The organism is Enterobacter cloacae complex sp. 394F7, from assembly GCF_057320385.1.
Genome location: NZ_JBXWCS010000003.1, coordinates 1 through 13203 on the forward strand (window position 1 = coordinate 1; position 13203 = coordinate 13203).

11 protein-coding genes, 1 other RNA gene and 1 pseudogene are annotated in these 13203 nt (G+C 56.6%); 9 read left to right on the forward strand and 4 right to left on the reverse strand.

Annotated features, from left to right (window positions below):
• Positions 1–230, forward strand: a pseudogene (locus tag AC2FAK_RS04840) (IS4 family transposase); the annotation flags it as partial.
• A gap of 70 nt (positions 231–300) precedes the next feature.
• On the opposite strand, the gene AC2FAK_RS04845 reads toward AC2FAK_RS04840, so the two are convergent.
• The 3 genes from AC2FAK_RS04845 to zapA all read right to left on the reverse strand — a co-directional run bounded on the left by AC2FAK_RS04845 (position 301) and on the right by zapA (position 1475).
• Positions 301–897, reverse strand: coding sequence for a 5-formyltetrahydrofolate cyclo-ligase (locus AC2FAK_RS04845; protein WP_057071752.1), 597 nt, complete (start codon positions 895–897; stop codon positions 301–303).
• A 23-nt stretch (positions 898–920) separates the two neighbouring features.
• Positions 921–1104: non-coding RNA, 6S RNA (gene ssrS, locus AC2FAK_RS04850), on the reverse strand.
• A gap of 41 nt (positions 1105–1145) precedes the next feature.
• Positions 1146–1475: a cell division protein ZapA gene (zapA, locus tag AC2FAK_RS04855; protein WP_006811891.1), complete on the reverse strand. Its 330-nt coding sequence runs from the start codon at positions 1473–1475 to the stop codon at positions 1146–1148.
• Between the two features lie 168 nt (positions 1476–1643).
• Between zapA and AC2FAK_RS04860 the strand changes: the two genes are divergently transcribed.
• From AC2FAK_RS04860 to AC2FAK_RS04895, 8 genes are all read left to right on the forward strand, one after another.
• Complete coding sequence (locus AC2FAK_RS04860) at positions 1644–2222, forward strand: YecA/YgfB family protein (RefSeq protein WP_013098627.1); 579 nt, start codon at positions 1644–1646, stop codon at positions 2220–2222.
• Positions 2223–2253: 31 nt separating this feature from the next.
• Positions 2254–3567, forward strand: a complete 1314-nt coding sequence (gene pepP / locus AC2FAK_RS04865) for a Xaa-Pro aminopeptidase (protein ID WP_311379659.1) — start codon at positions 2254–2256, stop codon at positions 3565–3567.
• Complete coding sequence (gene ubiH, locus AC2FAK_RS04870) at positions 3564–4742, forward strand: 2-octaprenyl-6-methoxyphenyl hydroxylase (RefSeq protein ID WP_020687080.1); 1179 nt, start codon at positions 3564–3566, stop codon at positions 4740–4742. Before pepP ends, ubiH begins: the two co-directional genes overlap by 4 nt.
• 12 nt (positions 4743–4754) lie before the next feature.
• The gene (gene ubiI / locus AC2FAK_RS04875; protein WP_095454942.1) at positions 4755–5957 is read left to right on the forward strand and encodes an FAD-dependent 2-octaprenylphenol hydroxylase; all 1203 of its coding nucleotides are present in this window, start codon (positions 4755–4757) and stop codon (positions 5955–5957) included.
• Positions 5958–6354: 397 nt separating this feature from the next.
• Positions 6355–7449 carry a glycine cleavage system aminomethyltransferase GcvT gene (gene gcvT / locus AC2FAK_RS04880; RefSeq protein WP_095454983.1) on the forward strand — a complete coding sequence of 365 codons (1095 nt, stop codon included), beginning with the start codon at positions 6355–6357 and terminating at the stop codon, positions 7447–7449.
• 23 nt (positions 7450–7472) lie between these two features.
• Positions 7473–7862, forward strand: coding sequence for a glycine cleavage system protein GcvH (gene gcvH, locus AC2FAK_RS04885; protein ID WP_013098622.1), 390 nt, complete (start codon positions 7473–7475; stop codon positions 7860–7862).
• Positions 7863–7984: 122 nt separating this feature from the next.
• Positions 7985–10858: an aminomethyl-transferring glycine dehydrogenase gene (gcvP, locus tag AC2FAK_RS04890; protein WP_029883155.1), complete on the forward strand. Its 2874-nt coding sequence runs from the start codon at positions 7985–7987 to the stop codon at positions 10856–10858.
• Between the two features lie 72 nt (positions 10859–10930).
• The gene (locus AC2FAK_RS04895) at positions 10931–11674 is read left to right on the forward strand and encodes an SDR family oxidoreductase (protein WP_013098620.1); all 744 of its coding nucleotides are present in this window, start codon (positions 10931–10933) and stop codon (positions 11672–11674) included.
• 69 nt (positions 11675–11743) lie between these two features.
• On the opposite strand, the gene AC2FAK_RS04900 is transcribed toward AC2FAK_RS04895, so the two are convergent.
• Positions 11744–13177 carry a 6-phospho-beta-glucosidase gene (locus AC2FAK_RS04900; RefSeq protein WP_020687084.1) on the reverse strand — a complete coding sequence of 478 codons (1434 nt, stop codon included), beginning with the start codon at positions 13175–13177 and terminating at the stop codon, positions 11744–11746.
• Positions 13178–13203: the final 26 nt, after the last annotated feature.

Consider the following 13203-nt stretch of genomic DNA (forward strand, 5'->3'; position numbering starts at 1 on the left):
TCGCGGCAATGGCAAGCCTGGTGATGTGGCTGGCAGGTTACAGGGCAGAAAGGCAGTGTTTACACTGGCACTATCAGGCAAGCAGCATCAGGCACAGACGGGTGCTGTCATACCTGAGTCTGGCAGAAGAAGTCATCCGGCATGAGCCCGGGAAAGTGAGACGGCTGAATATAGTTAACGAGATGAAAAAGCTGGGAAAAGAGTACAGTAATATGGTCATGGTTGCATGACCATATTACTGGGGATCCCTCAGCCCGGTGGGAGAGGGCTGGGGTGAGGGCATCAGGCTGCACGCCTGTTTCACCATTCCCACAACTTCGATGGCGTCACCACCGCCGGCAACGGCACATCCCACTTCTCGACCGGCAAGGCTTCTACCGCCTGACAATCATGCGCATAACCCACCGGTTGCAACCCGTACTGCTGCCAGTTTTGCAACGTTCTGTCATAGAACCCCCCGCCCATTCCTAAACGCTGGCCCTGTTCATCAAACGCCACCAGCGGCGTAATCAGCACGTCCAGCTGTGACAGCGGCAGCACGTCGCGCACATCCAGCTTCGGCTCGGTGATTTTCAGACGATTCACAACCAGTTCGCTGTGCGGGTGGTAGTGCAGAAACAGCAGGTTCCCTGCGCTAAACGGATGCAGCACCGGCAGATAAACCCGCTTTCCGGCTCGCCAGAGTTGTTCAATGAGTGGCTGCGTATCCAGCTCACCATCAAAAGAGAGAAACAGCGCGACGGTATGCGCCATCACTACAGGCGGATACGCCATCATGCGTGCCGCGGCCTGCTGGGCAAAATGCGCTTGCTGTTCAGGGGTTAACGCCCGGCGACGTTGTCGAATGAGTTGACGAATATCCTGGCGTGAGGCAGAAACTTCAGGGAATTGAGTCATGGTAGTGGTAGAAGAAGAGTGAGGGAATCTCCGAGATGCCGCCGCAGGCTGTAACCCTTGAACCCTTGGTTCAAGGTGAATGTGTCGTCATAGTTTTAAGGCTTCTCGGACGAACCGAGCATGCTCACCAACCATGGAGCGCCACATTCTTGTGGTATGAAATATCGGCTCAGGGGACTGGCCCGCTTGCGAACATCTCAGAGAAATTTTGTCTTCACAGTTACTCTACCATAGTCAACTGAGAAGTGTTATTCAAACTTTGGTCCCGGTCTTTCGGGATTGCGACCTTGATCAAGCAACGCCTGTTCTATGGTCTGCTGGAGCATTTTAATGCGCTGCTCCATGCTTGCCGCGTAGTCGCGGGTCTTCGCTTTTTCCTGAGTCAGTTCATAGCTGATGTTCAACGCGGCGATAAAAACCAGCTGCTCAGTATTTGTGACTCTAGTGCGTTCTTTGAGATCTTGCAACCGCTGATTCAAATCGTCCGCAGCCTGATTCAAAGCATCCCTTTGTTCAGGAGGACAATTCACTCGCAGTGAACGGCCAAAAATCTGGAGATCGACGGGTTGTGCAGACATGCCACCTTCCTGCTGATTGACTGCGCTGCCTTCGCTTACTGCCCCGGGGGCTGCGAAGGGGCGACACTATAGCTACCCTGATGTGAAGATACAAGCCCTTTTCTGGTATCACCAGGGTCCAAAGTGGTAGCATATCATGAATATTCCTCCCTTTGATGACGAAAGCTCATGTCTATACAGAACGAAATGCCTGGTTACAACGATTTAAACCAGTTACTGAACCAGCAGGGTGTGGGTTTAACCCCTGCCGAAATGCACGGTCTGATCAGTGGCATGCTATGCGGCGGAAACAGCGACAGCTCATGGCAGCCGCTGATCCACGACCTGACGAACGAAGGGCTGGCGTTTGGTCATGAACTGGCGGAAGCGCTGCGAAAAATGCACTCGGCAATCAGCGATTCGCTGGAGGACGATGGTTTCCTTTTTCAGCTTTATCTGCCTGAAGGCGACGATGTCAGCGTGTTCGATCGCGCCGATGCGCTGGCTGGTTGGGTAAACCACTATCTGTTGGGGCTGGGCGTAACGCAGCCTAAGCTTGATAAAGTGACCGGTGAAGCGGGTGAAGCGATCGACGATCTGCGTAACATCGCGCAACTGGGTTACGACGAAGAAGAAGATCAGGAAGAGCTGGAGATGTCTCTCGAAGAGATTATCGAGTACGTTCGCGTGGCGGCACTGCTGTGCCACGATAACTTCACCCGCTCGCAGCCAACCGCACCGGAAGTTCGTAAGCCAACCTTACATTAAGAAAAATAACGCACAGGAGGGTGTCATGGTTATCTCGAATCAAGAGTATTCCCGTCGTCGTCAGGCGCTGCTGGCAAAAATGCAGCCCGGAAGCGCTGCGCTGATTTTTGCCGCGCCCGAAGTGACGCGCAGTGCTGACAGTGAATACCCCTATCGCCAGAACAGCGATTTCTGGTACTTCACCGGGTTCAATGAACCGGAGGCGGTACTGGTGCTGATCAAGAGCAATGACACCCACAACCACAGCGTGATTTTCAACCGCGTACGGGATCTCACCGCGGAGATCTGGTTTGGTCGCCGCCTGGGGCAAGAGGCCGCGCCCGCGAAACTGGGTGTGGACCGTGCGCTGGCGTTCAGTGAAATCAACCAGCAGCTCTATCAGTTGCTGAACGGGCTGGATGTGCTTTACCACGCGCAGGGTGAGTATGCGTACGCCGATGAGATAGTCTTCACCGCGCTGGATAAGCTGCGTAAAGGCTCCCGGCAGAATCTCTCCGCCCCGGCCACGCTGACGGACTGGCGCCCGGTGGTCCACGAGATGCGCCTGTTTAAATCGCAGGAAGAGCTGGACGTGATGCGTCGTGCAGGCGAAATCAGCGCGCTGGCTCACACAAGGGCGATGGAAAAGTGCCATCCCGGCCTGTTTGAATATCAGCTGGAAGGCGAGATTCACCACGAGTTCAACCGCCACGGCGCGCGTTATCCCTCTTACAACACCATTGTCGGCGGCGGTGAAAACGGCTGCATTCTGCACTACACCGAAAATGAAAGTGAACTGCGTGACGGCGATCTGGTGCTGATTGATGCAGGCTGCGAATATCAGGGCTATGCGGGCGACATTACCCGTACCTTCCCGGTGAACGGTAAGTTCACCCCCGCGCAGCGCGAAATTTATGACATCGTTCTTGAATCTCTTGAAACCGCGCTGAATCTCTATCGCCCCGGCACCTCCATCCAGGAAGTGACCGGCGAAGTGGTGCGCATCATGATTACCGGCCTCGTAAGGCTCGGGATTCTGAACGGTGATGTGGATACCCTGATTGCTGAAAATGCGCATCGCCCCTACTTTATGCACGGCCTGAGCCACTGGCTGGGGCTGGATGTGCATGATGTTGGTGCGTATGGTTCAGAACGTTCTCGCGTGCTGGAGCCGGGTATGGTGCTGACCGTTGAACCGGGGCTCTACATTGCGCCGGATGCCGACGTGCCGGAAGCGTACCGTGGAATTGGTATTCGCATCGAAGATGACATTGTCATCACCGAAACCGGTAACGAAAACCTGACCGCGGGCGTGGTGAAAAACGCCGATGACATTGAGGCGCTGATGGCAGCGGCACGCCTATGAGCGTGATTATCGTTGGTGGGGGGATGACGGGAGCTACGCTGGCGCTGGCCATCTCGCATTTGACGAAAGGGCAACTTCCGGTCCATCTGGTGGAGGCTGTGGCGCCAGAGGCGTCCGATCATCCTGGTTTTGATGCCCGCGCCATTGCGCTGGCACAGGGGACATGCCAGCAGCTCGCGCGCATTGGCATCTGGCAGGCGATTGCGGATTGTGCGACGGCAATTAACACCGTTCACGTCAGCGATCGTGGCCATGCCGGGTTTGTGACGCTGGACGCGCAGGATTACCGCATTGATGCGCTAGGTCGGGTGGTTGAACTTCACGACGTCGGGCTGCGTCTGTTCCGTTTATTGCAGGATGCCCCGGGCGTGACGCTGCATTGCCCGGCGCGCGTCGCCAGCTTCAGCCGCAGCGAAGCGGCGGTCAGCGTGACGCTGGAAAACGGCACGGTTCTGGATGGCCAGCTTCTGGTCGCCGCCGATGGTTCACGTTCTGCGCTTGGCACCCAGTGCGGCGTGGAATGGCGCGCCCAGCCTTACGGACAGGTCGCCGTTATTGCTAACGTTTCTACGGCGGGAGAACACAACGGCAGGGCGTTTGAACGTTTCACTCAGCACGGCCCGCTGGCCATGCTGCCGATGTCAAACGGACGCTGCTCGCTGGTGTGGTGCCATCCTCAGGATAAAGCGGCTGACGTTGAGGCCTGGTCCGACGACCGTTTCTGTACCGAACTGCAAAAAGCCTTTGGCTGGCGGCTGGGGCGTATTACCCATGCGGGAAAACGCGCTGTTTACCCGCTGTCGCTGACCACGGCATCTCAGTCCATCTCCCATCGCGTGGCGCTGGTCGGCAATGCCGCGCAGACGTTGCACCCAATCGCCGGGCAAGGCTTCAACCTTGGGCTACGCGACGTGATGAGCCTGGCAGAGACTCTGTCCCAGGCGTGGCATGAGCAAAAAGATTGCGGCGCGTATCCGGTGCTCAGCCATTATCAGAAGCGACGCCGGGCCGATAAAGAAGCGACTATCGGCGTCACCGATGGCCTGGTGCATCTGTTTGCCAATCGCTGGGCACCGCTGGTTGCAGGCCGCAACCTTGGGCTGATGGCGATGGAATTATTCATTCCGGCACGTGACGTGCTGGCGCAGCGGACCCTTGGTTGGGTCGCGCGTTAAGGAGTTATCATCGTGCAAAATGTTGATGTCGCCATTGTAGGCGGCGGAATGGTAGGGCTGGCGCTGGCCTGTGGTTTACAGGGCAGTGGTCTGCGCGTGGCCGTGCTGGAGCAAAATCTGCCTCAGCCCGTTGCGCACGATGCGCCGCCGGAACTGCGCGTCTCGGCAATCAATGCCGCCAGCGAAAAACTACTGACGCGCCTTGGCGTCTGGTCAGATATCGTGGCGCAGCGTGCCAGCTGCTATCACGGAATGGAAGTGTGGGACAAAGACAGCTTTGGCCATATCGCGTTTGATGATGAAAGTATGGGCTATAGCCATCTGGGTCATATCATCGAAAATGCCGTCATTCACCATGCGTTATGGCAAAAAGCGCAATCCTGCAGTGATATCACCCTGATGGCGCCCGCGCAAATACAGCAGGTGGCATGGGGCGAAAACGAAGCGTTTCTCGCCCTGCAGAGCGGCGACATGCTTACCGCGCGGCTGGTGGTGGGGGCGGATGGCGCAAACTCCTGGCTGCGTAACAAGGCGGATATTCCCCTGACCTTCTGGGATTATCGTCATCATGCGCTGGTAGCAACCATCCGTACTGAAGAGCCGCACGGCGGCGTTGCGCGCCAGATTTTCCATAACGACGGTATTCTGGCATTTCTGCCGCTGAGCGATCCGCACCTGTGCTCGATCGTCTGGTCTCTGGTGCCGGAAAAAGCACAGCTGATGCGCGAGGCGACGCCAGAGGCGTTTAATCAGGCGCTGTGCATGGCGTTTGATAACCGTCTTGGTCTGTGCACCCTTGAGAGCGAACGCCTGGTATTCCCGTTGACCGGCCGTTACGCGCGCCAGTTTGCGGCGCACCGTCTCGCGCTGGTGGGTGACGCGGCGCATACCATTCATCCGCTGGCCGGACAGGGGGTTAACCTTGGCTTTATGGATGCGGCAGAGCTGGTGAATGAGCTGCGCCGTCTGCACCGCGAAGGTAAAGACATTGGCCAGCATCTCTACCTGCGTCGCTACGAACGCAGCCGCAAACACAGCGCGGCGGTGATGCTGGCAGGCATGCAGGGCTTCCGCGAGCTGTTTGCCGGGGCAAATCCGGCGAAAAAACTGCTGCGCGACATCGGCCTGAAACTGGCCGACACCCTTCCGGGCGTAAAACCTCAACTCCTTCGTCAGGCGATGGGTCTTAACGATCTTCCCGACTGGTTACGTTAATCTCGATCCCCGTCACACTTTATTTACCCGGCCTCTGCGCCGGGTAAATATCCTCGTTTGAAATAATCTAATTTCACGCCATTTTTCGCATTAGATAATCTAATCTGGCTATTTTTACGTTACGGAAATTTGGCCCGTTTTTCCGCATGAAATATCACCATGTGCTAAATATTGTTAGATCGTTGTTAATTTTATGCGGGTTGAATCGCATTTTACCAGTGAATAACTCTGTAGGCTTTTCAGCGTTTTTTGGTCATAAGCTAATGTGATGACCTGTTTTACCTTATGGTTAACCGTCGGTTTCGGTGGTAAGTTCAGGTAAAAGAGAACGTTTGCGTCGGTGCCGAATGACGGGGCCGATACCGGGATTCACGGTGAATTTTTCAACGAGGAAAAGATGGCTCAACAGACTCCTTTGTACGAACAACACGTGTTATGCGGTGCACGTATGGTGGACTTTCATGGCTGGATGATGCCGCTGCATTACGGCTCCCAGATTGATGAACACCACGCAGTGCGTACCGATGCCGGTATGTTCGACGTCTCCCACATGACAATTGTCGACCTGCGCGGTAGCCGCACCCGGGAGTTTTTGCTTTATCTGCTGGCAAACGACGTCGCAAAACTGAAGACGCCAGGTAAAGCGCTCTATACCGGCATGCTAAATGCCTCTGGCGGCGTGATTGACGACCTCATCGTCTACTACTTCACTGAAGATTTCTTCCGCCTCGTTGTAAACTCCGCCACCCGCGAAAAAGACCTCTCCTGGATTACCCAACACGCTGAACCATATGCCATCGACATCACCGTCCGTGATGATCTGTCGCTGATCGCCGTGCAGGGGCCGAACGCGCAGGCGAAAGCCGCCACGCTGTTCAACAACGAGCAGCGTGAAGCCACCGCTGGCATGAAGCCGTTCTTCGGCGTGCAGGCGGGCGATCTGTTTATCGCCACCACCGGCTATACCGGTGAAGCGGGCTATGAAATTGCCATGCCGGATGAAAAAGCCGCCGATTTCTGGCGTGCGCTGGTGGAAGCGGGCGTCAAGCCAGCAGGACTGGGCGCGCGCGATACGCTGCGTCTGGAAGCGGGCATGAACCTTTATGGTCAGGAGATGGACGAAAGCGTCTCTCCACTGGCCGCTAACATGGGCTGGACCATCGCGTGGGAACCGGCTGACCGCGAATTTATTGGCCGTGAAGCGCTGGAGATGCAGCGCGAAAAGGGCACTGAACAGCTGGTTGGCCTGGTGATGAAGGAAAAAGGCGTGCTGCGCGGCGAACTGCCGGTACGTTTTACCGATGCAGACGGCAATCCGCGTGAAGGCGTGATCACCAGCGGTACCTTCTCCCCGACGCTGGGCTACAGTATTGCACTGGCACGCGTGCCGGCCGGCATTGGCGAAACGGCGGTGGTTCAGATCCGCAACCGCGAAATGCCGGTCCACGTGACCAAACCGATTTTTGTTCGCGCCGGTAAGCCGGTCGCCTAATCATTTTTATCAGGAGAACTTCAATGAGCAATGTGCCAGCAGAACTGAAATACAGCAAAGAACACGAGTGGCTGCGCAAAGAGGCGGACGGCTCTTATACCGTTGGGATCACCGAGCACGCGCAAGAGCTGCTGGGCGACATGGTGTTTGTTGACCTGCCGGAAGTGGGCGCGACCGTTAGCGCGGGCGATGATTGCGCTGTCGCGGAATCTGTTAAGGCGGCATCCGATATCTATGCACCGGTGAGCGGCGAAATCATTGCCGTCAACGACGCGCTGAGCGACTCCCCGGAACTGGTCAACAGCGAACCGTATGAAGGCGGCTGGATCTTCAAGATCAAAGCCAGCGACGAATCACAGGTTGCTGCGCTGCTGGATGCCACCGCATACGAAGCCCTGTTAGAAGACGAGTAAGCCATTATCCCTCTCCCTTCGGGAGAGGACAGGGGTGAGGGTGCCCATCTTCCCCTCACCCTAACCCTCTCCCACAGGGAGAGGGAACTTATATTCACTGCACGTTTCAGGAACCATCGCTCATGACACAGACTTTAAGCCAGCTTGAAAACCGTGGCGCCTTCATTGAACGTCACATAGGGCCGGATGCTCAGCAACAGCAGGAGATGCTGAAGACAGTTGGCGCGGATTCATTAGACGCACTGATCGGCCAGATTGTGCCAAAAGACATCCAGCTTGCCACGCCACCACAGGTGGGCGAGGCGACGACTGAATTTGCTGCGCTGGCAGAATTAAAGGCCATTGCAGCCCTTAACAAGCGCTATAAGTCTTACATTGGCATGGGTTATACCAACGTGCAGCTACCGCCGGTGATCCTGCGCAACATGCTGGAAAACCCGGGCTGGTATACCGCGTATACCCCCTATCAGCCGGAAGTGTCCCAGGGCCGTCTGGAAGCGCTGTTGAACTTCCAGCAGGTGACCCTGGATCTGACCGGTCTCGACATCGCCTCTGCGTCTCTGCTGGATGAAGCGACCGCCGCGGCAGAAGCCATGGCGATGGCGAAACGCGTGAGCAAGCTGAAAAACGCCAACCGCTTCTTCGTGGCGGCGGATGTTCATCCGCAGACGCTGGACGTGGTACGCACTCGTGCGGAAACCTTTGGCTTCGACGTGATTGTCGATGATGCCGACAAAGTACTGGATCACCAGGATGTCTTTGGTGTGCTGCTACAGCAGGTGGGCACCACCGGCGAAGTGCATGACTACAGCGCCCTGATGACCGAACTCAAATCCCGCAAAGTCGTTGTCAGCGTCGCCGCTGATTTTATGGCACTGGTACTGTTGACGGCGCCTGGCAAACAGGGTGCGGATATCGTCTTCGGCTCTGCGCAGCGCTTCGGCGTGCCGATGGGCTACGGCGGCCCGCACGCGGCATTCTTTGCGGCAAAAGATGAATTCAAACGCTCCATGCCTGGCCGTATTATCGGTGTGTCAAAAGACGCTGCCGGTAACACTGCGCTGCGCATGGCGATGCAGACGCGTGAGCAGCATATCCGCCGCGAGAAAGCGAACTCCAACATTTGTACCTCGCAGGTTCTGCTGGCTAACATTGCCAGCCTGTATGCGGTGTTCCACGGTCCGGTTGGCCTGAAACGCATCGCCAGCCGCATTCACCGTCTGGCCGATATTCTGGCCTGCGGTCTGCAGCAGAAAGGCCTCAAACTGCGTCACGCTCACTACTTCGACACCCTGTGCGTTGAAGTGGCGGACAAAGCGGCGGTGCTGGCGCGTGCTGATGCGGCGCAAATCAACCTGCGCAGCGACATCCATAACGCGGTCGGCATCACCCTCGATGAATCCACCACCCGTGTAGATATCGTCAACCTGTTTAACGTGTTGCTGGGCGACGCGCACGGTCTGGATATTGATACGCTGGACAAAGAGGTCGCGCTCGACAGCCGCTCAATTCAGGAAAGCATGCTGCGTAACGATGCGATCCTGACGCACCCGGTCTTTAACCGCTACCACAGCGAAACCGAGATGATGCGTTACATGCACTCTCTGGAGCGCAAGGATCTGGCGCTGAACCAGGCGATGATCCCGCTGGGTTCCTGCACCATGAAGCTGAACGCGGCGGCGGAGATGATCCCTATCACCTGGCCTGAGTTTGCCGAGCTGCACCCGTTCTGTCCTGCCGAACAGGCGGAAGGGTATCACCTGATGATCAACCAGCTCTCCGACTGGCTGGTGAAACTGACGGGTTACGATGCGCTCTGCATGCAGCCAAACTCAGGTGCGCAGGGTGAGTACGCCGGTCTGCTGGCGATCCGCCACTATCACGAGAGCCGTAACGAAGGCCACCGTGATATCTGCCTGATCCCAAGCTCTGCCCACGGCACCAACCCGGCCTCCGCCCAGATGGCGGGGATGGAAGTGGTCGTGGTGGCGTGCGATAAGAACGGCAACATTGACCTCGCTGACCTGCGTGCGAAAGCCGAACAGGCGGGCGATAAGCTCTCCTGCATCATGGTGACCTACCCGTCGACTCACGGCGTGTACGAAGAGACCATCCGTGAAGTGTGTGAAGTGGTGCATCAGTTTGGCGGCCAGGTCTATCTCGACGGTGCGAACATGAATGCGCAGGTGGGCATCACCTCGCCGGGCTTCATCGGCGCGGACGTTTCGCACCTGAACCTGCATAAAACCTTCTGCATTCCGCACGGCGGTGGCGGCCCGGGTATGGGGCCAATCGGCGTGAAAGCACACCTGGCACCGTTTGTTCCAGGCCATAGCGTGGTGCAGATCGAAGGGATGCTGACCCGTCAGGGCGCGGTGTCAGCGGCACCGTTTGGTAGCGCCTCTATCCTGCCAATCAGCTGGATGTACATCCGCATGATGGGCGCGGAAGGGCTGAAGAAGGCAAGCCAGGTGGCGATCCTGAACGCTAACTACATCGCGACCCGCCTCAAGTCGGCCTACCCAGTGCTCTACACCGGTCGTGATGGCCGCGTGGCGCACGAGTGCATTCTGGATATTCGTCCGCTGAAAGAGCAGACCGGCATTAGCGAGCTGGATATTGCCAAACGTCTTATCGACTATGGATTCCATGCGCCAACCATGTCGTTCCCGGTTGCGGGTACGCTGATGGTGGAGCCAACGGAGTCCGAGAGCAAAGCCGAGCTGGACCGCTTTATTGATGCGATGCTGGCCATCCGCATGGAGATCGACCGCGTGCAGGACGGCGAATGGACGCTGGAAGACAACCCGCTGGTCAATGCGCCGCACACGCAGCATGAAATGGTGGCGGAGTGGAATCACGGTTACAGCCGTGAACTGGCGGTCTTCCCGGCCGGTGTGGCAAACAAATACTGGCCAACCGTGAAACGTCTTGATGACGTCTACGGTGACCGTAATCTGTTCTGCTCCTGCGTACCAATGAGCGAATACCAGTAATCGTGTTGATGTAGTAACGTAGGCCGGGTATGGCGAAGCCGCCATACCCGGCTTTTTTATTGGGAGAAAAGAATGGGTATTGCACTTGTAACAGGCGCCAGCCGCGGTATCGGTAAAGCCACCGCGCTGCAGCTGGCAAACGAAGGCTACACCGTGGCGGTGAATTATCACCACAATATCAAGGCTGCGACGGACGTTATCAACCAGATCGTCGGGGCGGGCGGTAAAGCCTTTGCCCTGCGCGCAGATATTAGCGATGAAGCGCAGGTACTGGCGATGTTCGACAGTCTTGACCGAGAAGCTGAGCCGCTGACCGCGCTGGTGAATAACGCCGGGATCCTGTTTGAGCAATCCACTATCGAAAATCTTTCGGCTGAACGCATTAATCGCGTGCTGGCAACCAACGTCACGGGGTATTTCCTTTGCTGCCGTGAAGCGGTAAAGCGTATGTCGCACAAACATGGCGGCAAGGGTGGGGCGATTGTGAATGTCTCCTCCGCGGCGTCACGACTGGGCGCACCGGGTGAGTATGTGGATTACGCGGCGTCCAAAGGGGCGGTGGATTCACTGACAACCGGGTTAGCGCTGGAAGTGGCGGCGCAAGGTATCCGCGTTAACTGCGTGCGCCCTGGGCTTATCTATACCGACATCCATGCCGACGGTGGAGAGCCGGGACGTGTGGATCGCGTTAAGTCGTTGCTGCCGATGCAGCGCGGCGGCCAGCCTGAAGAGGTAGCCCAGGCGATTGTCTGGCTGCTGAGCGAGAAAGCGTCGTACGTGACGGGCAGTTTTATTGAGTTAGCGGGCGGGAAGTAAACCCCTTACCCTAACCCTCTCCCCAAAAGGGAGAGGGGATCAATCGTAGCGCCGCCCGGCGTTACAGAGTTAAAGCGTCTCACCGTTACTGGCAATCACACCTTTATACCACTCGAAGCTTTTCTTACGGGAGCGCGACATGTCGCCCGTGCCGTCGTCGTGCTTGTTCACGTAGATAAAACCATAGCGCTTGCTGTACTGGCCGGTGGTGAACGACACGCAGTCGATACAGCCCCACGGCGTATAACCCATCAGGTCCACGCCATCATGCGTCACGGCTTTGATCATCTCTTCCACGTGAGCGCGCAGATAATCGATGCGGTAGTCGTCGTTAATGCTGCCATCTTCTTCCACTTTATCGTAGGCGCCAAAACCGTTCTCGACGATAAACAGCGGTTTCTGATAACGCTCGTATAGCTCACACAGAGAGTAGCGCAGACCCACAGGGTCAATCTGCCAGCCCCAGTCAGAGGCTTTCACATGCGGGTTGGGCACGCTGCCTTCAAAGCCTGAAATTGCATCGCCGGTACCGCCTTCTGCTTTGACGGCGTTAGTCATGTAATAGCTGAAACCTAAGTAGTCGCAGGTACCTTCACGCAGGATCTGCTCATCACCCGGCTCCATGTTAATGGTGAAACCACGGCGCTCCCACTCATTCAGTACATAAGACGGGTAATAACCGCGCAGCTGAACGTCGGTAAAGACATAGCGTTCACGCATGGATTCCTGGGCAAACATCACGTCCTCCGGTTTACAGGAGAACGGATAGAGCGCCACCATCGCCAGCATACAGCCGACCTTCATTTCCGGGTTAATACGACGCGCAGCTTTCACTGCCAGGGCGCTTGCCACAAACTGATGATGCAGCACCTGGTACATGGTCTCTTCCGGGTTGTCGTGCTCGGTATAGACCACACCGGAGCAGCAGTAACCGAACAGCGGGGCACGCCAGTTACGCTGGTTGTTGATTTCGTTGAAGGTCATCCAGTATTTGACCTTGTTTTTGTAACGCTCGAAGACCACTTCCGCGAAACGGACAAAGAAATCGACCACTTTACGGTTGGTCCAGGCGCCATATTCCTGCACCAGGTGCAGCGGCATTTCGAAGTGGGAGAGGGTGATCACTGGCTCGATGTTGTACTTTAGCAACTCATCGAACAGATCGTCGTAAAACTTCAGCCCTTCTTCATTGGGCTGCGTTTCGTCACCTTTCGGGAAGATGCGCGTCCAGGCGATAGAGGTGCGGAAACATTTGAAGCCCATCTCGGCAAACAGCTTGATGTCTTCTTTGTAGTGGCCGTGAAAGTCGATGGCCTCGTGGTTTGGGTAGTATTTACCCGGTACCACTTCCTGGGTGATTTCACGGGGAACGCCGTGCGCGCCACCGGTCAGCACGTCACAGATGCTCGGCCCTTTGCCGCCTTTGTTCCAGCCGCCTTCCACCTGGTGAGCAGCAACCGCGCCGCCCCATAAAAAATCTTTTGGTAAGGTTAATTTTTTCATCGTTGCTATTCTCAATTCATGACTTA